Below are 20,534 nucleotides of genomic sequence, written 5' to 3' on the forward strand. Positions count from 1 at the left end.
CGCTCACAGGGTATCCGCGTAGGGTATTCGCATGACTTCCCCCACCGACGCGAACCCTGACCGCATCACCATGTACGGCGCCGACTGGTGCGGCGACTGCCGACGCTCGAAGGCGCTCCTCGACCGCCGCGGCGTCGACTACGAGTACGTCGACCTCATGGTCGTCGCCGAGGGTGCCGATCGCGCCAAGGCGATCTCCGGGCGCACCAACATCCCGGTCGTGGTCTTCCCCGACGGCACCCACTTCACCGAGCCCACCGACGCCGAGCTCGGCGCGAAGCTCGACGAGGTCGAGGCGGAGTCCGCCGCGGCCTGAGCCGCGGCATCCGTACCGGATGATGAGAACGGCGCTTCCCAGACGGGAGGCGCCGTTCTCGTCGCGTCGGCGATCCGGTCATGCGAGTGCCGGCATGACCTCCCGCTCGTAGAGTTCGAGCCCCGACCGGTCGTACGCGAGCTCGGGCATGTAGTGGATCGCGTAGCCGAGCCCACGACGCTTCATGTCGAGCAGTCGCTCGACGACCTGCTCGGGCGTGCCCACGGCGATCGCCGACGGCCCGCGGTAGTCGTTCATGAACCGCGCGGTCGCGTGCGGTCCGAGGTACGGTGCGACGCGGGCCTCGAGCGCCTCGAGGCGCCTCGCGACATCCGCTTCGGACTCGCCGATGACGGTGTTGAAGTTGGCACTGCGCACGATCGAGTCGAAGTCGCGGCCGAGCTTGTCGGTGTGCCCGCGCAGCACCTCGCTCTTGTGGCTGAACTCGTCGGGGCTGCCGTAGAAGTTGGTGTAGGCGGCGTACTTCGCCGCGATCTTGAGCGTGACCTTCTCGCCGCCGCCGGCGATCCACATGGGGATGCCGTCGGCCTGAAGCGGCTGCGGCTGCACGATCGCCCCGTCGACGCTGTAGAACTTGCCGTCGAGCGTCGCACGGCCGGTGGCCCACGCCTGGCGCATGATCTCGACGCCCTCGCGCAGCGCACGGAGCCGGGCGGGCGCGTCCGGGAACCCGTACCCGTACGCGCGCCACTCGTGCTCGTACCATCCGGCGCCGATGCCCATCTCGATGCGCCCGCCCGAGATGAGGTCGGCGGTCGCGGCGACCTTGGCGAGGTACGCGGGATTGCGATAGGCCATGCACGTGCACATCTGCCCGAGACGCACGCGCGAGGTCGATGCGGCGTACGCCGACATCAGGGACCACGCCTCGTGCGTGGCCTCGGTGTCGCTGGCGACGGGAACGGTGTGGAAGTGGTCGTAGACCCAGATCGACTCCCAGGGCGAGCCCTCGCGGTCGGCGTACTCGGCGAGGCCGTGCATCGTCGACCAGTGCTCGGTCGGCTCGATGCCGACGAGGTCGTGGCGCCATCCCTGGGGTACGAAGAATCCGAATCGCATCCCGCCAGCCTAGGTGCGGCGATGGATCCCGCGGAGGGGTTGCGGAAAGCGGATGCCCGAGATCTCAGCGTCAGCCCTGATGGCGCAGGGCCGCGGCACCCGTAGCGTCTGCGAACATGTCGCACCTCACCGATCACGCACACGTGCACCCCGACCTGCTCACCGCGGTCGCGATCACGGCCGGCGGGATCCGCGTCATCCACGTCGCGGGCGTCGCCGAATGCCCGAGCGAGCTCTGGCGCGTCGAGTTCGTCCCGGCGGGCCCCGCCTCGCCCGGCAGTCCGGCGGCGGACCGGCTGCGGCTCGGCATCCGCTCGACGCCGCCGCGTCGCCGCGGCCGCGTACGCCGGGCGCGCGTGGAGTTCGAGGCGATCATCGAGGATCCGCGCACCCGTGAGATCGAGGTGCACCTCGGCTGCCAGCCCGCGGTCGTGGTGCCCGTGCTCGAGGCGGCGGCCGGGTTCGGGGCGGGCGCACGCGCGACGCGCCCCGAGTCGAATCGGCGCGTCGCACCCGCCAGGGCGCTCGTGCGGGCGATGACGGATGCCGCGACGCGCGCGCTCCACGCCGTGCGCGCCGCCGGGACGCGGCCGCTCGTGGCATCCGCCTTCGCCTGACGCGCTGGACTACGTCAGCGCGAACCGCAACTCCGCCACCGCGGGACCCGTCCACTCGGTGTCCTCGAGGTCGTCGCCGCGGACGGTGACGACCTTGCCCCCGCGCGACAGCACCATCATCGCCAGCTGCGGCAGGATGTCGCCGGCCCGGGTGCCGTCGGCGAGCGCCTCGCCGCCGCCGTTGCCGGTCGCGAACTCGATCGCGCCGGACTCCGAGTCGAGCGTGCCGTTGACCGACGTGGTGAAGTCGAACCACAGCGTCTCGACGCCGCCCTCGGCGGCCATCCGCCCGATCGCCGCGAGGTCGCGCTCGACGCGGCCGGCACTGCCGTCGGCGAGCCCCTGGAGCGCTTCCTTCGCCTCGTGGATGTTGAGCTCGGCGAGCCGCCAGCGGAGCTCCTCGTCGATCTCGGCCGCGTTCAGGCGGTCGGGGCCGCCCTGCACGGGGATCACGCGACGGCCGTTGTGGGCTCGGTCCATGAACGAGCTGAGCAGCGGCTCGGCGGCGAAGACGAAGAGCGGCACCTTGCCGTCGGGATCGTGTGCCTGGAGTTCCTGCCAGACGGCGTCGGCGACGCGCTTGGCGTAGATGTCGTGGATCTCGGGGCGGCGGTCCTCCTCGGGCATGCCGCGATCGCCGTGGCCTCCGCGACGCTTGGTGCCCACGTCACCGGGTGCGCGGTTCGCGGCATCCTCGACATTGCGTGGAAGGTCCGGGTCGAGCGGCATCTCCTCCGCGCGCGAGGTCGGCAGCGCGCGCCAGAGCGCCCACTCGTTCGACGAGAGCGTGACCGCGAAGGCCTCCTGGTCCTGGCTCGGTGCGCGGAGCAGCTGTCCGAGCGTGAAGTGGGACCCGACGTGCACGGCGTCGTCGAGCCGGTTCGGGAGGACGTAGACCTCGTTGAATCCCGGCGCCGCGAACACGGCGAGGGAACGCGAGAGCGCGCTCCAGATGCTCTTGTCGGAGATGACCCGATCGCGCTCGGCCTTGAGGGCGTCGATGGCGGCGGGCTCCTCGCCGTCGGCGCGGAGTCGGTCGAGCGCCTCGTCGAACGCGCTCTTCACGGCCGTCTCGGCGCGTTCCCGCTCGCTCACGATGGGCGCCGTCGACGCGTAGATCGTGACCGCGGGGTGGTGCTCACCGGCCAGCGCCTGGAAGTCGCTCGCGGTGGGCAGTTCGTAGTGGACCGTCATTCGTCCTCCTCCGATTCCGGCGACGACGACGTCGTCGTCGCGTGACCCCAGCCTAGGAACCTCGGGACGGAACCGACAGACCCATTCGCCCTCGATCGGACCCGGCTGCGCGGCCGGGTCCGATCGAGGGCGTGACGGGTGCGGGTCGCGTCAGCGACGCACCGGGTGGTTCGAGCGGATGACGCCGGTGGGGTCGATCGCGGCCTTCAGCGCGCGCAGCCTCGCGAGCCGGCCGTCGTCGCCGAAGAACCGCTCGCCCGTCGCGGGCCGCTCGACGAAGTTGAGGTACTCGGCAGCGGCGCGCCACGGCTCGATGCGGGCGAGGAGGCGGCCGAGTGAGGCGACGACCGCGTCGACCGTCTCGGGCACGGCGATGCCCACCGCGTAGACGAGGTAGCGTCCCTCGAACCCGGCGATGGCGCCGGGCGCGGGCAGGCCGGCCTCGGCGGCGAGCTCGACGGCGGCGGACGGCTCGAACGCGCCGCCGAGGTGCCGGATCTCCGCGGAGAGCAGCGCGGTCTCGGCGTCGGGCCCGACCGCGGCGACGAAGGCGCGCACGGCCTCGGCGGGCAGGTCCTTCAGCATCATCCCGTCGCCGTGCCCGGGCGTCGGGCCGGGCGGGTCCATGTGCAGCTGCAGCAGTTCGGCGGGCGCCTGCGGGTGCACCGTGTCGATCTCGGGCTGCAGCTCGCGCAGTGGCGCGAGCAGTGCGTCCGCGCGCTCGGGCGACTCCTGGACCACGGCCTCGACGACGACGAACGAGCGTCCGGAGAGGAACGGCGGCAGCTCGGGCATCGGCGGGAAGCGCAGCACCCGCCCGACCGACGTGACGGTGTCCGGCACCGACCGGGTCCATTCGGCCCAGGTCTCGAGCACCTCGCCGGTGCGCTCGATCGGGAAGAATAGCGTGCCGGCGACGACCTGCTCGATCGCGAACAGTCCGAACTCGAGCGCGGTCACGACGCCGAAGTCGCCGCCGCCGCCGCGAACGGCCCAGAACAGCTCGGGGTCGTGCTCGGCGTCGACGCGCCGGAACGCTCCGTCGGCGGTCACGAGTTCGACGGCGACGACGTGGTTCGCGGCGAGTCCGTGCGCCCTCCCGAGGAACGAGACGCCGCCGCCGAGCGTGTACCCGATGACGCCGACGTCGTGGCTCGATCCCGCGAGTGCGGCGAGCCCGTGCGGCGCGGTGGCGGCGACGACGTCGCCCCACAGCGCGCCCGGTTCGACGCGTGCGATGCGCTGGTTGGGTCGCACCTCGACGGCGCGGAGCTCGTGCGTGCGCAGCAGGATCGCGTCGGCGAGGCCGCTGGCGTCGGCGAGGGGCGCGGCATTGTGTCCGGTGGCCTGCGGAGCGACGGCGAGCCCGAGCTCACGTGCGGCGCGCACGGTGCGGGCGATGTCGGCGACGGATGCCGCGACCACGACGGCCGCGGGCCGCTGGTCGACGGCGAGGTTCCAGGCGGCGCGCACGGCGTCCCAGTCGGCGTCGCCGGGCAGGTGGAGGCGGCCGTCGAGGCGCTCGTCGAGCATGGCGAACGCCTCGCGCAGCGAGAGCGCGGCGGTGTCGAAGGCAAGGGAGTTCACGGATGGTTCCTTTCAGAGGCGGTGGGTCGCGGGCCGGGCGGCGAGTGGTGCCGGTCTCCGACGGCCGCCCGGGGTGCCGGGGGCGCTCACGACGGGTTCCATCCAATGACGAGCGCGGCGGCCGGGACAGAGGGTCACCCCCCGGATCGCCTCAGGGTTATCCCGCGCTTCCGGCCGCGCCCGCCGCTGACCGGAATAGCCCCGCGACCGGGCCGGTTGGGCTGAGGGATGCCTCTCACACCACGTCTCTCAGTGCTCGATCTCGTGCCCGTGCGGAGCGGACAGTCGTCGGCCGGTGCGGTCGCGGCATCCGTCGCCCTCGCCCGCACCGCCGACCGGCTGGGCTTCACCCGGTACTGGTTCGCCGAGCACCACAACATGCCGGCGGTGGCCTCGACGACGCCGCCCGTGCTCATCGCGGCGACCGCCGCGCGCACCGAGCGGATCCGCGTCGGCTCGGGCGGCGTGATGCTGCCGAACCACGCGCCGCTCGTCGTGGCCGAGCAGTTCGCGGCGCTCGAGGCGCTCGCGCCGGGCCGCATCGACCTCGGCATCGGGCGCGCACCCGGCAGCGACCCGGTGATCACGCAGCTGCTGCGCATCTCGGGACCCACGGCCGACGTCGACCGGTTCCCCGACCACGTCGCCGACATCCTGAGCCTGCTCTCGCCCGAGGGCGCGACGCTGCGGCTCACGAGCGGGCGCGAGTACCCGATCCAGGCGACGCCGGCCGCGATCGGGGTGCCCGAGCTGTGGCTCCTCGGCAGCTCCGACTACTCGGCGCGTCTCGCCGCCGAGCTGGGCCTGCCGTACGTGTTCGCGAACCACTTCTCGGGCGAGGGCCTCGAGCGCGCGCTCGAGCTGTACCGCTCGGAGTACACGCCGAGCGAGCGGCATCCGTCACCGCAGACGATCCTGACGCTCAACGCGGTCGTCGCCGACACCGCCGACGAGGCCGACGAGCGCGCGCTCCCCCAGCTGCGCTCGATGGCGCGCCTGCGCCTGAACCGGCCCATGCAGCCGCTCGAGACCATCGACGAGGCGCTCGCCGCGCCGCGCGACTCCGATGTCGACGACGTCATCGCGCGCATGCGGCCCCGCTGGGTCATCGCCGAAGCGGATGCCGCGGCATCCGCTGTGCGCGCGCTCGCCGAACGCCACGGCATCGACGAGGTCATGCTCGCGCCCGTCGCGGGCTCGCGGGCCGACGAGCCGACGGATGCCGCGCCCGGCCGCGAGCGCACGCTCGAGCTGCTCGCCGAGCGAGTCACCGCCTGACCCAAGGCGCCGGCGGGCGCGGCGGGCGCGGCAGATCAACCGCCCGCGGCGTAGACCCGCGCCTCCCACGGCGCGAGCGGCGCGTCGAACGGCGCCGGCGAGTCGGGCAGCGTGTTGGTGAGCAGCGGCACGTCGCCCGCCTCGCCGGCATCCGTGCTCCACCGGTCGCGCACCTCGGGTGCGAACACCGGGTCGTGTTCGACCGACGACAGGTTGACGACGACGAGCAACCGCTCCGCCCCGTGCACGCGCTCGTAGGCGAGGATCGCCGGGTGGCCGGCATCCGCTCGCTCGAACGAGCCGTGCGCGACGACCGGGCGCTCGTGCCGCAGCACGATGAGCTGCCGGAAGTACTCGAACACCGAGCCGGGATCGCCGACCTGCGCGGCCGCGTTGATGCGGTCGTGGTTCGGGTTCACCGCGAGCCACGGGGTGCCCGTCGTGAAGCCCGCGTTCGGCGAGGCATCCCACTGCATGGGCGTGCGCGCATGGTCGCGGCTCATCAGGCTGAGGCCGTACAGGGCGTCGGCGACGGCGGTGCCGCTCGCGACGGCCTCGGCGTAGGCGTTGAGCGACTCGACGTCGCGGTAGTCGTCGATGACCGAGAACGGCGCGTTCGTCATGCCGAGCTCCTGGCCCTGGTACACGTACGGCGTTCCGCGCATGAGGTGCAGCATCGTGGCGAGGGCGGTCGCCGACGAGTACCAGTGCTCGTCGGCGTCGCCGAAGCGGCTCACCGAACGCGGCTGGTCGTGGTTCTCGAGGTAGAGGCTGTTCCAGCCGACCTCCTCCAGGCCCTCCTGCCACTTCACGAGCGAGGCCGCGAGCTCGCCCGGCTCGAGCGGCCGCGGCCGGAACTTGCTGATGCCGTGGTCGAGGCCCACGTGCTCGAACTGGAACACCATGTCGACCTCGCGTCGGGCGGGGTCCGTGAACAGGATGGCGTCGTCGAGCGTGGCCCCGGGTGTCTCGCCGACGGTGATGAGGCCGTCGCGACCCTCGAACACCTCGCGGTGCATCTCCTGCAGGAACTCGTGCAGTCGCGGTCCGTTGACGTACGACGCGCCGCCGTCGCCGTACCGCTTGCCGTCGCGCACCGGCCCGTCGGGCAGTGACGGATGCTTCGAGATGAGGTTGATGACGTCCATCCGGAACCCGTCGACGCCGCGGTCGAGCCACCAGCGCATCATCTCGTAGACCGCGTGGCGCACCTCGGGGTTCTCCCAGTTGAGGTCGGGCTGCTTCACGTCGAACAGGTGCAGGTAGTACTCGCCGGTCGCCTCGTCCCACTCCCACGTCGGACCCGAGAAGAACGACTCCCAGTTCGTCGGCTCCGCGCCCGGGTCGCCGCCGTGCGCGCCCTCGCGCGGCGGTCGCCACCAGTACCAGTCGCGCTTCGGGTTGTCGCGGCTGGAACGCGACTCGACGAACCACGCGTGCTCGTCGGACGTGTGGTTCACGACGAGGTCCATGACGAGGCGGATGCCGCGAGAGTGCATCGCCGCGAGCAGCTCGTCGAAGTCGGCGAGGGTGCCGAACGCCGGGTCGATGTCCTGGTAGTCGCTGATGTCGTAGCCGTTGTCGGCGTGCGGCGACCGGTAGATGGGCGACAGCCACACCACGTCGACGCCGAGGCGTTCGAGCTGGTCGAGCCGGTTCAGGATGCCGCGGAGGTCGCCCACGCCGTCGCCGTCGGAGTCCTGGAAGCTGCGCGGATACACCTGGTACACGACGGCCGACTTCCACCAGTCGGGTGCGATCTCATTCCCCATGCCCCGATCCTTCCAGTCGACGCCGCGCACGTCACCCTGCGGACACGGCGATGCCCCGGGCGCGGGGCCCGGGGCATCGGTTGCGGGTGCGGCGGCGCCGCGGCCGGATCAGGCCGCGAGGCCGAGCCGCCGCAGGTCGTCTCCCGAAGCGCGGTGCTCGGCGCCCTCGGCCACGCTCGCCTCACGCGGCACCCGGGCGCCGTTCTGCACGCGTGCGTTCGCGCCGACGGCCGCATAGGGGCCGATCACGGCGAAGCGGCCCACGACGGCACCACGGCCGATGTGCGCGTTGACTCCCACGGTCGCCTTCTCGGCGACGATGGCGTCCTGTTCGATCCATGCGCCGTGCGAGATGACGGCTCCGCGCTGCACCTGCGCGCCCGGATCGACGTAGGCGGTCGGGTCGACGAACGCCGTCGGATCCACCTTCGCGGTCGTGGCGACGAGGCCACGGCCGTTGACGTGCTTGCGGTAGCGACGCAGGATGCCGGCTTCGTCCTCGAACTCGACGTAGCTGATGCCCACGTGTCCTCCAATCGCCGGGACCGGGTCAGGGTCGTTCGGTCCCGGATACAGGTACAACATCCACCCTGACCGGGGCATTCCCCAGCCTCCCCGGCCCAGCTGAATACCCGCGGGGATATCCCTATGCATGGGCTGCGAGCCGTGGTCCGGGACAGCGACGCGCCCGCGGCATCCGCTTCGGTGAACGGATGCCGCGGGCGCGGCGTGACGGGAACGTCCGGCGCTACTCGGCGTCGGCGCCCTCGGTGTCGATGATCTCGACCACGAACACGAGCGTCTGGCCGCCGAGGCCGTTGGACGACTCGCCCTCGCCGTAGCCGAGCGCCGGCGGGATGGTGACGATGAGCTTCGTGCCGACCTCCTGGCCGACGAGCGCGCCGCCGAAGCCGGGGATCACGTCGCCGGTGCCGAATCGCGCCGGGTCGGGGTTGCCGAAGCTCTGGTCGAAGATCTCCTTGGTCGCCCAGTTGAGGCCCTGGTAGTGCACGGAGACGGTGTCGCCCGCGGCGACCGTGGCGCCGTCGCCCTCCTCGAGCACCGCGAGCTCGTACTCGGCGGGCGGCTCGGTGTCGGGGATCGTGACGGTGGGCACGCCCGCGTCGTCGAACTCGACCTCGGGCACGTTCTCGGTCCACTCGCTCGGGGTGGGCAGGTCCTCCGCCTCGACGACCTCCTGCACGTCGGTGACGATGACGAGCGTCTCGCCGGGCTCGACGCCGATGGACTCGTTGCCCTGCTCGCCGTACACGGACGCTGCGGGCGCGACGGTCACGACGCGCGAGCCGATCGGCACGCAGTCGACGCCGGCGAGGAAGCCCTCGTACAGCGAGCCGTCGCCGATCGTCAGCGAGGTCGGCTGCGAGAAGACCTGGTCTCCCGTGGAGCCCTTGAACGCGGTGACCACGACGGAGACCTCGTCGCCGGTCGCGGTGACGTCGCCGTCGCCCTCGGTCTCGATGGTGCGCTGGAGCTCCTCGGACTCGAGGGGCGTCTCGAACGTGGCGGTGGGCGAGGCGCCGAAGTCGCCCTCGACCTCGACGGCGTCGCTCTGCTCGCCGGCGTCGACCTCGAGGCAGGCGGCCGCTTCGTCGGTGGCGGTGGCCTCGGGCTCGGCGGGGTCGCCCGCGCAGCCGGCGAGCAGGAGTGCGGTCACGGATGCGAGCGCGATGGGCGCGCCGCGGCGCAGGGCACGGTTCATGACGGGGATTCTCGTTTCGATTCGGGTGCGAAGTGCACGCACCAGTCTGCACGCTGCAGGTATCGATTCCCTGAGTCTTCCCGAATCCGCTGGTGACGGCGAGAATGCCTCCATGGGGGATGTCAGGGCGAAGCCCGATTTCGTCGCGTCGTTCGAGGAGGCGGGGACGGCGTTCGCCGAGCTCGACGCGGTGCTGTGGGAGCCGATCTCGCGGGCGACCGTGCTGCGCTCGCAGCCGCGATTCGACGAGCGTGTGCTCGACGCGTGCTCGGGCGACGGCGCATCGGCGCTGCCGACGGCCGAGCTCGTGGGTCCCGGCGGCGTGGTCGACGCGGTCGACCTGGCCGAGCCGCTGGTCTCGATCATGCGCGATCGTGCGGGCGAGCGGATGCCGCAGCTGCGCCCGCACGTCGCCGACGCGACCACCTGGCCGTACACGGGCTACGACCTCGTGCAGTGCGTGCTCGGCATCCTGTTCTTCGACGATCCGGAGGCCGGCACGCGGCACCTCGTGGAGTGCGTGCGGCCGGGCGGGCGCGCCGTGTTCACGGTGTGGGGGTCGGGCGCGCTCGACGTCATCGGCGAGCTGCTCGCCGACGCCCTGCCCGCCGACGACGATCGCGTCCCCGAGTCCGACGATTCGCGCCGCGCGACGATCGTCGGCGCGGAGACCGCGGGCAGCTTCGCGCACTGGCTCTCCGAGCGCGGACTCGTCGAGGTGCGCGCCGAGGTCGTCCCGAGGCACCTCGACCTGACTCCGGAACTGGCATGGCGGCTCGTGGTCGGCACGGGACTCCGCGCGTTCGTCGCGCGGCTCGACGACGAGGCTCGCGAGGCGGTGCGCGAGCGCTACCTCGCCGCGCTCGAGGCGCGCGGCACCGCGTCGGTCGACGTGACGACGCTGATCGGGGTGGGACACCGAGCGCCGGAGTGACGCGGGTCGGGCGTCGCGGCGGTCACGCCCCTCCGGGCTCCGCGCCGGTCGCGACGGGCCGCTCGGGCCGGTTCGACCACTGGCTGAACGAACCCGGATACAGCGCCGCGTCGATGCCCGCGACGGCGAGCGCGGCGACCTCGTGGGCGGCGTTCACGCCCGAGCCGCAGTACACCGCCACGGGGTGCCGCCCGTCCACCCCGAACTCGGCGAACCGTTCGCGCAGCGCCTCAGCGGGGAGGAACCGCCCGTCGGGCGCGAGGTTCCCCGCGGTCGGCGCCGACACCGCGCCCGGGATGTGCCCGGCGCGCGGGTCGATCGGCTCGACGTCGCCGCGATACCGCTCCGCCGCGCGGGCGTCGAGCAGCACGCCGGCTCCTGCGGAGGCGAGGGCGTCGGCCTCGTCGAGGTCGACGACCGGCATGGCGCCGAATCGGGCGGTCGCGTCCCCGGGCTCCGGGACGACGTCGCCCGTCTCGAGCGGCAGGCCGGCGTCCCGCCAGGCGGCGAGCGCGCCGTCGAGCAGGCGCACGTCGGCCCAGCCCGCGTGCCGCAGCAGCCACCACGCCCGGGCGGCCGACATCCCGCCGGCGTCGTCGACGACGACCGCGGTGTCGCCCTCGCGCAGGCCCCAGCGCCGCATCGCAGCGGTGAAGGCCGCCTCCGAGGGCAGCGGATGCCGCCCCTCCCCCGTCGCGGCGTGGTCCGCGAGCTCGCCGTCGAGGTCGACGTACACCGCGCCGGGGATATGCCCGGTACGGTACGCGTCGCGCCCGTCGGGTTCGGCGAGGGTCCAGCGGACGTCGAGCACGACGGTCCCCGGGTCGTCCAGGCGGGCGGCGAGTGCAGCGGGATCGATGAGCACGTGCATGCCCGACATCCTCGCAGCCCGTTCGCCGCGCGGCATCCGCGCTCTCGGGCCCCCCGGTAGAATCGTGGGACGGACGGTCGGTGCGAAGCGGGGGAGGGTTGATGATCCTCTCCCTCGTGCTGTTCGGGCTCGTGGCCGCCGTCACCCCGCTCGCGGCCCGGGGGCTGGGGCGAAGGGTCTTCCCGGTCATCGCGCTCGTTCCGACCGGCGTGTTCGCGTGGCTGCTCTGGCAGGTGCCGGCGACCTCCGAGGGCAGCGTCATCACCGAACGCCTTCCGTGGATCCCCGCGCTCGACATCGAGCTGTCGTTCCGGCTCGACCCGCTCGGGCTGCTGCTCGCACTCATCGTCACCGGCGTCGGCGCGCTCGTGCTGCTCTACTGCACCTGGTACTTCCGCGACGACGAACCGCGCCTCGGCCGTTTCGCGGCCATGCTGCTCGCGTTCGCCGGGGTGATGCTCGGGCTGGTGACGGCCGACGACGTCTACGTGCTCTTCACGTTCTGGGAGCTCACGAGCGTGCTGTCCTACCTGCTCATCGGGCACGACTCCAGCAGGCGCGAGAGCCGGGGTGCCGCACTGCAGGCGCTCACCGTCACGACGTTCGGCGGCCTGGCGATGCTCGTCGGTCTCATCCTGACGGTCGAGGGCGACACGACCTCGCTCTCCGAGCTCATCGCCGACCCCGTCACGGGCGTCGCTGCCGAGGTCGGCATCGCCCTCGTGCTCGTCGGCGCGATCTCCAAGAGCGCACTCGTGCCGTTCCACTTCTGGCTGCCCGCGGCGATGGCGGCCCCCACTCCCGTCTCGGCGTACCTGCACGCGGCCGCGATGGTGAAGGCCGGCGTGTACCTCGTGATGCGGCTCGCCCCCGGCTATGCCGACCTCGCGGTGTGGCATCCGCTGCTCATCGGCATCGGCGGGTTCACGATGCTCGTCGGCGGGTGGCGCGCGCTGCGCCAGACCGACCTGAAACTGCTCCTCGCGTACGGCACGGTCAGCCAACTCGGCTTCATGGTGCTCGTCGCATCGATCGGCACGCGAGACGGCCAGCTGGCCGCGGGAGCACTGCTGCTCGCGCACGCGCTGTTCAAGTCGGCCCTCTTCCTGACCGTCGGCATCATCGACCACGCCGCCGGTACGCGTGACGTCCGCGAGCTCTCCGGCCTCGGGCGACGGATGCCGTGGATCGCCGCGTTCGCGACCGTGGCCGCCGCCTCGATGGCCGGCCTGCCGCCCCTGCTCGGGTTCGTGGCGAAGGAGACCGTGTTCCACGCGCAACTCGCGTACGGCGCCGAGGGCGGCGCATGGGCGTGGGTCGGCCTCGTGGCGGCGATCGCGGGGTCCGTGCTCACCGTCGCGTACAGCGCGCGTTTCCTCATGGGCGCGTTCCTTCGCAAGCCGGGTGTCGCCGAACCACCGCTGCACGAGGAGTCGCCGCTCATGGCGCTCGCGCCGGGGCTGCTCGCCGTCGCCTCGCTGGTCGCGGCGCTCGGCGTGGCGCTCGTGGAGCCGCTCATCGCCGCGGGGTCGGTCGGGCTGCCGGGGCCGGACGACTACCACCTCGCGCTCTGGCACGGCTTCGAGCCGGCGCTCTGGATCTCCCTCGGCGTCTACGCGCTCGGTGCGCTCATGGTGTGGCGGCGGGTCGCCGTGTCGCGCGCGCAGGCGGCGCTGCCCGACACCTTCGAGGCGGGGCGCGGCTACCTTCGGACGGTCCGCGGCGTCGACCGGTTCGCGGCGTGGCTGACGACCCTCATCCAGTCGGGCGGGCTGCCCGGCTACCTCGCCGTGACGGTGACGGTGCTCATCCTGGGCGTCGGCGGCGCGGCGCTGCTGAACGACGTCTGGCCCACGCAGGTGCGGTTCGCCGACGAGCCCACGCAGCCCGTCGTGGGCGTCGTGATCATCGTGGCGGCCCTCTCGGTCGTTCTCACCCGGCAGCGGCTCGCCGCCGCGCTCCTCGCGGGCGTGACCGGGTTCGGGCTCGTGGTGCTCTTCGGCGTCGGCGGCGCACCCGACCTCGCGCTCACGCAGGGCCTGGTCGAGGCACTCACGATCGTCGTGTTCGTGCTCGTGCTGCGACGCCTGCCGAACAACATCCAGAGCCGCAGGTCCACCGTGCCCGCCCCCGTGCGCGTGATGATCGGCACCCTGGCCGCCCTCGTGATGGGCGTCGTCGGCGTGGTCGCGCTGTCGGCCCGGCGCAAGCCGAGCATCTCCGAGGGCCTGCCGGAACTCGCGCTCGAGGCGCACGCGAAGAACATCGTGAACGGCCTGCTCGTCGACATCCGCGCGTGGGACACGCTCGGCGAGGTGTCGGTGCTCGTGGCGGTCGCGACCGGCGTGGCGAGCCTGATCTTCGTCTCCGGGCGCACGGGCGGAGCCCCCCGCCTCGACGTCGGCGCCCCGCGCGACCGGTTGCGTCCGCTCCCCGAGCCCGCCGACACGATGCGTGCGCCTCGCCGGCGCCTGGCCGAGGTCGAAGGCGAGACGGATGCCGCGGCCGAGGCCGCCGCGACGCGACAGACGTGGCTCCTCGCGGGCCGCACGATCTCGCCGGCCAACCGATCGATCCTCGTCGAGGTGCTGGTCCGGCTGCTGTTCCACCCGGCCATCGTGGTGTCGGTCTACCTGCTGTTCGTCGGCCACAACGCGCCGGGCGGCGGATTCGCGGGCGGGCTCGTGGCGGGGCTCGCGCTCGTGGCGCGCTACCTCGCCGGCGGCCGGTACGAGCTCGGCGAGGCCCTGCCCGTCGACGCCGGCCGGGTGCTCGGCGCCGGGCTCCTGCTCGCCGCCGGGACCGCGGCGATGCCGCTGCTGTACGGCGCCACCGTCTTCCAGTCGACGTGGTTCGAGGCCGAGGTGCCGGTGCTCGGCCTGCTGTCGATCGGCACGTCGACCCTGTTCGACATGGGGGTCTACCTGATCGTCGTGGGCCTCGTGCTCGACATCCTCCGCACGCTCGGCGCCGAGATCGATCGCCAGATCGACGAGGCCGGAGAGGATGCGGTGCCGCCGGACCCCGCGGAACCCGCCGACCCGTCCCGGCCGGTGCGCGACCCCGACCTGCCCGCCGACCCGGCCGGCGCGACCGGACCCGGGAGGGCCGAGGCATGACCCCGACCCTGGTGCTCGTGATCGTCGCGGCGGTGCTGTTCGGCTCCGGCGTGTCGGTCATGCTCGAGCGCAGCCTGACCCGCGTGCTGATCGGCTTCCTCCTGGTCGGCAACGGCGTGAACCTGTTCATGTTCTCGATGGCCGGGGCGCCGGGACTCGCGCCCATCCTCGTCGACGGCGTCGACGAGGCCGAGATCTCCGACCCGCTGCCGCAGGCGTTCGTGCTGACGGCGATCGTCATCAACCTCGGCCTCACCGCCTTCATGCTCGCGCTCGTGTACCGCACGTGGTGGCTCGCGCAACTCGGTGCCGAGGGCGACATCATCGGCGACGAGGAGGACGTCGAGGAGGACGCCGAGGAGGCCGCGGACCTCATCCGCAGCGCAGCCGACGACGACCGCGCCGTGCAGGACGTGCTCGACGCGAGCGACGAGGAGGTGCGCAAGTGACCGACGCCCTCGTGCCGCTCATGGTGCTGCTGCCGATGCTCGGCGCCGCCTCCGCGCTCATCCTGGGCCGTCACCTGCGGGCGCAGATGGCGGTGAGCACCGGCGTGCTCGCGAGCGTCGCGATCATCGCGGCCGTGCTGCTCGCCGAGGTCGACGCCTCGGGCTCCGGCATCGCGGTCGAGGTGGGCGCGTGGCCGGCGCCGTTCGGCATCGTGCTCGTCGTCGACCGGCTGAGCGCCATCATGATCATCATCTCGGCGCTGGTGCTCCTCGGCGTGCTCGTCTACGCGGTGGGGCAGGGCATCGCCGATCAGCACCGCGAGACGCCGGTGTCGATCTTCCACCCGACGTACCTGATCCTCTCGGCGGGGGTGTTCAACGCGTTCATCGCCGGGGACCTGTTCAACCTCTACGTCGGCTTCGAGATCCTGCTGTCGGCGAGTTACGTACTGCTGACGCTCGGCGGCACCGGCGAACGGATCCGTGCGGGCATCACGTACATCATCGTGAGCCTGATGTCGTCGCTGTTCTTCCTCAGCGCGATCGCGCTGATCTACGGCGCCACCGGAACCGCCAACATCGCGCAGCTCTCGGTGCGCCTCGCGGAGCTCCCGCAGGACGTGCAGGTCATGCTGCACCTGCTGCTGCTCATCGCCTTCGGCATCAAGGCGGCGGTGTTCCCGCTGTCGTTCTGGCTGCCCGACTCGTACCCGACGGCTCCCGCGCCGGTCACCGCGGTGTTCGCGGGACTGCTCACGAAGGTCGGCGTCTACGCGATCATCCGCACCGAGACCGTGATCTTCACCGAGAGCGACTTCACGACCCTGTTCCTGGTGGTCGGCGGACTCACGATGGCCGTCGGCATCCTCGGCGCGCTCACCCAGGCCGACATCAAGCGACTGCTCTCGTTCACGCTCGTGAGCCACATCGGCTACATGATCTTCGGCATCGGGCTCGCGAGCGTCGTGGGCCTCGCGGCGACGATCTACTACGTCGTGCACCACATCACCGTGCAGACGACGCTGTTCCTCACGACCGGCCTCATCGAGCGGTTCGGCGGCGCGACGTCGATCACCCGGCTCGGCGGCCTCCGCAACGCGTCGCCGCTGCTGGCGGTGCTGTTCTTCATCCCCGCCGTGAACCTCGGCGGCATCCCGCCGTTCTCCGGCTTCCTCGGCAAGGTGGGGCTGTTCGTCGCGGGCGCCGACTCGGCGGACGGGACGGGCGCGACGGAGACCCTCGGCACCTCGGCGACGGGACCGGCCTGGCTCATCTGGGTGGTCATCGGGGTGGGCGCGGCCACCTCGCTGGTGACGCTCTACGCGCTGTCCCGGTTCTGGAACCTTGCGTTCTGGCGTCCCAGCGGTGACGTCGAGGGATACCGTTCGGCCATGATCGACTCGATGCAGGAGGCTCCGGCGGGTGCGACGCTCGTCGCGACCCGCACGACGCCTCGCCTGATGGTCGCGGCGACCACCGCGCTGGTCGTACTCACGATCGCGCTCACCGTGTTCGCCGGACCCCTCTACGACCTCGCCGGACGCGCGGCCGAGAACCTCCGCGACGCGAGCGTGTACATCGCGCTCGTCTTCCCCGAGGGAATGCCATGACGACGGATGCCCCCGGCGAGCGCCCGCGCACCCGGCCCGAGGAGTTCTCCCGCTGGGAGGCCGTGTGGCGGCAGGTCCCCCTGCTGCTCGGGCTCGTCGCGCTGTGGATCTTCCTGTGGGACCACGTCGACGTGCTCACCGTGACCACCGGCGTCCTGCTCGCGGTCGCCGTCACCCGGGCGCTCTACCTTCCGCCGGTGCTGCTGAGCGGCCGGTTCAACCCGGGGCGCGGCCTCCTGCTCGGCCTCCGGATGATGTTCGACGTCGTGGTCGCCTCGATCCAGGTCGCCGCCCGGGCGATCTGGCCGACGTGGGTGCCGACGAGCGCGATCATCGACGTGCAACTGCTCACCCGCTCCGACCTCGTCACGACGCTCACCGCCGAGGCCATCACGGTCGTGCCCGGCACCCTGGTGGTCGACATCGACCGCGAGCGCGGCCTGCTGTACCTGCACGTCCTGGGAACGCGCACGCCCGAGGACATCGACCGCGCGCGCGCGAAGGTCCTCGCCACCGAGGAGCGCATCGTCCTGGCCATCGGCACGCGCGCGCAGGCACGCGCCGTCCACGAGGCGCGACGTGCGCGGCGCGCCGCTGCAGACGAACGGAATGGAGGCACCCCGTGACCCCGCTCACCCTGATCGGGCTCGCCGCCGCGACGATGTTCGGCGTCGGAGCCATTGCCGCGGTCATCCGCATCATCCGCGGGCCGTCGATCCTGGACCGCGCGCTCGCGACCGACGTGCTGCTCGCCATCGCGATGTGCGGCCTCGCCGCCGAGATGGCGATCAACCGGCACACCGACACGCTCGTCGTGCTCCTCGTCCTGGCCCTGTTCGCCATCGTCGGCTCGATCGCCATCGCCCGGTTCGTCGCGAGACAGGACGCCTCGTGACCGCCTACGAGATCGGCGTGGCCGGGTTGATCCTGCTGAGCGCATTCCTCTCGATGGCGGCCGGCATCGGAATCCTCCGCTTCCCCGACGTACCCACGCGCCTGCATGCGGGCACCAAGCCGCAGGTGCTGGGGCTCGCCGTCGTGCTGCTCGCGGTCGTGCTCCGCGTCCCCACATGGGGCGTCGTGTCGACCGTGGTCCTCATCATGACGTTCCAGCTGCTGACGCAGCCGATGACGGCGCACATGCTCGGGCGAGCCGCGTACCGGAGCGACCACGTCCGGCGCGACCTGCTCATCGAGGACGACCTCGGACGCGACATCGACGAGCACGAGCACGAGCACGAGGCCGGTCCCGCGGACGGGCGCTGACCGGGCGGCGCGGGGTCCACCCGGCCCCGGTCAGTCCCCCGCTCCGGGCACGTACTGCCAGTCGGCCGGCGGCTCGTCGAGCCACGGGAGCTCCGGCCGCTGGTCGGGATGGATGTACTCGGTGTCCGGACTCGTGTCGGGTACCGCCGGGTCGTTCGGCAGCGACCTGCGCTCCACCGGAGCCTCGAACGTGGCGACCTCGGGTGCGAACAGCCCGTCGACCTGCTGGGCCACGCTGTCGGGGATCGCGCCCTGGAGGCCCGAGAGCATGACGGTGCGCGGATCGGAGCGGACGAGTTCCTCGGCGAGCGCCGGACTCATCGAGGCGCCCACGAGGAGGAGCGAACCCCCCGACGCCGCGACCACGGGGCCGGCGGCGAGCGCGTCCGGGAAGCTCAACGCGGTCGCGAGTCCCACGGTGTCGGCGAACGCCGGTCCGGCGAGGTCGCGCGCGACCGCCATCGCCGTCTCGTAGCGGTCGGCGCCGCCGAGCCTGGTCACCTGCGGGGCGAGCGACATCAGCCGCGACCGGACGGCCTCGGAGACCGCACCGGTGCCGCCCACGACGACGATGCGCTGCGGGTCGAGCCGGTCGAGCTCGTCGAACGTCGCGGCGGGAAGCGAGGTCGGCGCGGTGAGCAGGACGGGCCCGCCGAGCTGCGCTCCCGCGGTCCCGGCCGACAGCGCGTCCGGGAAGTCGGTGCCGGCCGCCACGTACGCGACCGGGACGCCGGCGCCGAAGGTGCGCTCGGAGACGTCCGCGGCGGTGGCGTACCGATCGGGGCCCGACGCGCGGATCGCCGTGACGCCGGCCGCGTCCGACGCCTGGGCGAGGACCGCGTTCGAGACCGCGGAGGCGCCGCCCGCGACGACGAGCTTCGCGGGCTGCAGGCGGGCGAGCTCATCGAGCACGGCCTGCGGGATCGTCTGTCCGGGAACCAGCAGCACGGGACCCGCGCCCCCGGTCGCCGCGGCTGCGGCGAGCGCGTCCGGGAAGGTCGCGCCGGTCGCGAGGAAGGCGACGGGGACGCCCGCGTCGGGGAAGCCGTGCTGCGAGAGGGCGACGGCGGTGCCGTACCGGTCGCTGCCGCCCACGCGCTCGGTCGACGCGTCGACCCGCATCCCGGTGAACCGGGCGAGCAGGTTGGTGGTCATCGTGCGCACGCTCTGCTGGGGAGTGATGTCCTCGCCCATCAGCCCCTGCGTGTAGTTCAGGGTGCCGGCACTGAAGACGCGGGCCGATGACGGCGCCTGGTACAGCGTCGACTCCTGGATGCCGGTGAGCCCGTTGCGCGCCGTGAACGTCGACTGGGCCAGCACGGCGAGCGAGGTGCCGCCCATGAGCGGCGGCCCAGGCTGGTCGGGAAGCCGCCGATCGATCTCGATGCCGATCAGGTTCGGGATGGCGGAGCCGTCGCGGAGTCCGGTGCCGCGGTACATCCAGTGGTCGGACTGCTGGACGCGCCACGACGCGAACGGGCCCACCATGCCGGTGCCGTCGGTGTTCGGGAACGCCTGGCCCATGACCGGCTGCTCGGGGCGCGGCAGCTGGCGGAAGAGGACGGTCCGCGTCTCGTCCTTCACGGGGTCCAGCTCGGCGCTCTTGTAGGCGACGACGACGCGATTCGCGACTCCCGTCGCGGACGGTTCGAGGCGCACCTGCCAGTACATGTTGTTGGCGCCCAGGTAGCCGAGGTCGACACCCGAGTCCCTGGCACGTTCGGCGGCGGTGAACATGTCGCTCGTCCAGTACTCGTCGTGCCCGACGGAGAGCATCGCCTCCTGACCAGCGAGCAGGCCGGCATCGGAGTGCAGGTCGAGGTTGGTGGCATAGGTCACGTCGAACCCCCGCGACTCCGCATAGCGGATCATCGGGGCCTCCTCCGCGACGATCAGCGCGGCGCCGGCGTTCGCGTAGGGACGGTCGAAGCTCACCTTGACGGCGCCCGCGTGCCCGGCCACGGTGGTGGCGCCGAACGAGTTGAACGAGTACAGGCTCTTGCCCGTGCTCCGGTTCGCCGGGAAGTTGTTGTACGCCTGGTAGGTGAACGTGGGCTGGATGTGCACGAGCGCCCCGGTCCGGTCCCCGTCGCGGACGACGAACGAGGCGTAGTTCTGCTTCGTTCCCCGGGTCAGCACCACGACGTAGACGCCGCTGGTCCAGGCCTCCGACGTCTGGAGCGTGACCGACTTCGCCCAGTTGCACGTGATCGTCCCCTCGGGCATGAGGGTCGGGCACGCCGGTTGGGGCGCTGCGTTGAAGGTGCCGCCCGTGATGCGCCGTCCGCCGAGCCCCTGGTACCAGCCCAGCCGGTAGACGTCGTAGCGGGTCGATCCCGCGGATGCGACGTGCACGTGGAGGCCGACGGACTCGCCCTGCTCCACGCTCACCGCCGAGGTGTAGCCCTTGACGGCGAGGTCCGAGTCGGTCGCGACCGAGTGGCCCGCCCACGGGATCCGCCACGACGAGTGCCCGCCCAGGCGGTTCTCGAGGACGACCTCGTTGACCGCCGGCGCCGCCGCAGCTGCGCTCACCGCACTGACGGGCGCGGCGGTCGCGGCGGCGGGGCCCACCGGAGGCGCGAGCAACGCGGACGTCGCGGTGAGGACGGCGATGAGGAGGACGAGGACTGATCTCACGGTGCGCTGCTCCAGGTCGGACCGACGGTAGGGAGCCGATCTCCGCGATCGTACGTGCGGGTGCGGCCGGCGGTCTGC

At 72.4% G+C, this 20,534-nt stretch carries 18 protein-coding genes; 10 read left to right on the forward strand and 8 right to left on the reverse strand.

From position 1 onward, the window contains the following. Positions 1 to 31: 31 nt before the first annotated feature. On the forward strand, positions 32 to 316 hold the full coding sequence (locus tag ACULK4_RS15475; RefSeq protein ID WP_445966477.1) for a glutaredoxin family protein: 285 nt from the start codon (positions 32 to 34) through the stop codon (positions 314 to 316). A gap of 78 nt (positions 317 to 394) precedes the next feature. On the opposite strand, the gene ACULK4_RS15480 is transcribed toward ACULK4_RS15475, so the two are convergent. Continuing rightward, complete coding sequence (locus tag ACULK4_RS15480; RefSeq protein ID WP_445966478.1) at positions 395 to 1,396, reverse strand: LLM class F420-dependent oxidoreductase; 1,002 nt, start codon at positions 1,394 to 1,396, stop codon at positions 395 to 397. 116 nt (positions 1,397 to 1,512) lie between these two features. Between ACULK4_RS15480 and ACULK4_RS15485 the strand changes: the two genes are divergently transcribed. Beyond that, positions 1,513 to 2,013, forward strand: a complete 501-nt coding sequence (locus ACULK4_RS15485; protein WP_445966479.1) for a hypothetical protein — start codon at positions 1,513 to 1,515, stop codon at positions 2,011 to 2,013. Positions 2,014 to 2,022: 9 nt separating this feature from the next. On the opposite strand, the gene ACULK4_RS15490 is transcribed toward ACULK4_RS15485, so the two are convergent. Both ACULK4_RS15490 and ACULK4_RS15495 read right to left on the reverse strand, forming a co-directional pair. Next, positions 2,023 to 3,207, reverse strand: a complete 1,185-nt coding sequence (locus tag ACULK4_RS15490) for a baeRF3 domain-containing protein (RefSeq protein WP_445966480.1) — start codon at positions 3,205 to 3,207, stop codon at positions 2,023 to 2,025. A gap of 150 nt (positions 3,208 to 3,357) precedes the next feature. Further along, positions 3,358 to 4,794, reverse strand: coding sequence for an FAD-binding oxidoreductase (locus ACULK4_RS15495; protein ID WP_445966481.1), 1,437 nt, complete (start codon positions 4,792 to 4,794; stop codon positions 3,358 to 3,360). A gap of 228 nt (positions 4,795 to 5,022) precedes the next feature. On the opposite strand from ACULK4_RS15495, the gene ACULK4_RS15500 reads away from it, so the two are divergent. Then, positions 5,023 to 6,072, forward strand: coding sequence for an LLM class flavin-dependent oxidoreductase (locus tag ACULK4_RS15500; protein WP_445966482.1), 1,050 nt, complete (start codon positions 5,023 to 5,025; stop codon positions 6,070 to 6,072). Between the two features lie 35 nt (positions 6,073 to 6,107). On the opposite strand, the gene ACULK4_RS15505 is transcribed toward ACULK4_RS15500, so the two are convergent. From ACULK4_RS15505 to ACULK4_RS15515, 3 genes are all read right to left on the reverse strand, one after another. Beyond that, positions 6,108 to 7,844 carry an alpha-glucosidase gene (locus tag ACULK4_RS15505; protein ID WP_445966483.1) on the reverse strand — a complete coding sequence of 579 codons (1,737 nt, stop codon included), beginning with the start codon at positions 7,842 to 7,844 and terminating at the stop codon, positions 6,108 to 6,110. A 108-nt stretch (positions 7,845 to 7,952) separates the two neighbouring features. Next, positions 7,953 to 8,369, reverse strand: coding sequence for a transferase (locus ACULK4_RS15510; RefSeq protein ID WP_445966484.1), 417 nt, complete (start codon positions 8,367 to 8,369; stop codon positions 7,953 to 7,955). A gap of 223 nt (positions 8,370 to 8,592) precedes the next feature. After that, the gene (locus ACULK4_RS15515) at positions 8,593 to 9,567 is read right to left on the reverse strand and encodes an FKBP-type peptidyl-prolyl cis-trans isomerase (RefSeq protein WP_445966485.1); all 975 of its coding nucleotides are present in this window, start codon (positions 9,565 to 9,567) and stop codon (positions 8,593 to 8,595) included. A gap of 112 nt (positions 9,568 to 9,679) precedes the next feature. Between ACULK4_RS15515 and ACULK4_RS15520 the strand changes: the two genes are divergently transcribed. Continuing rightward, the gene (locus ACULK4_RS15520; RefSeq protein WP_445966486.1) at positions 9,680 to 10,501 is read left to right on the forward strand and encodes a class I SAM-dependent methyltransferase; all 822 of its coding nucleotides are present in this window, start codon (positions 9,680 to 9,682) and stop codon (positions 10,499 to 10,501) included. A 22-nt stretch (positions 10,502 to 10,523) separates the two neighbouring features. Here the strand turns inward: ACULK4_RS15520 and ACULK4_RS15525 are convergent, their stop codons facing one another. Continuing rightward, positions 10,524 to 11,372 (reverse strand): sulfurtransferase, encoded by an 849-nt coding sequence (locus ACULK4_RS15525; RefSeq protein ID WP_445966487.1) that lies wholly within the window; start codon positions 11,370 to 11,372, stop codon positions 10,524 to 10,526. 101 nt (positions 11,373 to 11,473) lie between these two features. Here ACULK4_RS15525 and ACULK4_RS15530 point away from each other — a divergent pair, with 101 nt between their 5' ends. Genes ACULK4_RS15530 through mnhG form a run of 6 tightly spaced genes read left to right on the forward strand, consistent with a single transcriptional unit; the run spans position 11,474 to position 17,816 of the window. Then, complete coding sequence (locus tag ACULK4_RS15530; protein ID WP_445966488.1) at positions 11,474 to 14,491, forward strand: Na+/H+ antiporter subunit A; 3,018 nt, start codon at positions 11,474 to 11,476, stop codon at positions 14,489 to 14,491. After that, positions 14,488 to 14,940 (forward strand): sodium:proton antiporter, encoded by a 453-nt coding sequence (locus ACULK4_RS15535; RefSeq protein ID WP_445966489.1) that lies wholly within the window; start codon positions 14,488 to 14,490, stop codon positions 14,938 to 14,940. The genes ACULK4_RS15530 and ACULK4_RS15535 overlap by 4 nt, the downstream gene beginning before the upstream one ends. A 20-nt stretch (positions 14,941 to 14,960) precedes the next feature. Further along, on the forward strand, positions 14,961 to 16,550 hold the full coding sequence (locus tag ACULK4_RS15540) for a Na+/H+ antiporter subunit D (RefSeq protein WP_445966549.1): 1,590 nt from the start codon (positions 14,961 to 14,963) through the stop codon (positions 16,548 to 16,550). After that, entirely contained in the window at positions 16,547 to 17,176 is a 630-nt protein-coding gene (locus tag ACULK4_RS15545; protein WP_445966490.1) for a Na+/H+ antiporter subunit E, read from the forward strand. Before ACULK4_RS15540 ends, ACULK4_RS15545 begins: the two co-directional genes overlap by 4 nt. Further along, positions 17,173 to 17,445, forward strand: a complete 273-nt coding sequence (locus ACULK4_RS15550; RefSeq protein WP_445966491.1) for an MrpF/PhaF family protein — start codon at positions 17,173 to 17,175, stop codon at positions 17,443 to 17,445. The genes ACULK4_RS15545 and ACULK4_RS15550 overlap by 4 nt, the downstream gene beginning before the upstream one ends. Then, positions 17,442 to 17,816, forward strand: a complete 375-nt coding sequence (gene mnhG, locus ACULK4_RS15555) for a monovalent cation/H(+) antiporter subunit G (protein ID WP_445966492.1) — start codon at positions 17,442 to 17,444, stop codon at positions 17,814 to 17,816. Before ACULK4_RS15550 ends, mnhG begins: the two co-directional genes overlap by 4 nt. Before the next feature lie 30 nt (positions 17,817 to 17,846). On the opposite strand, the gene ACULK4_RS15560 is transcribed toward mnhG, so the two are convergent. Beyond that, positions 17,847 to 20,456 (reverse strand): N,N-dimethylformamidase beta subunit family domain-containing protein, encoded by a 2,610-nt coding sequence (locus ACULK4_RS15560; protein WP_445966493.1) that lies wholly within the window; start codon positions 20,454 to 20,456, stop codon positions 17,847 to 17,849. Positions 20,457 to 20,534: the final 78 nt, after the last annotated feature.

Source organism: Agromyces selenitireducens, from assembly GCF_052748465.2.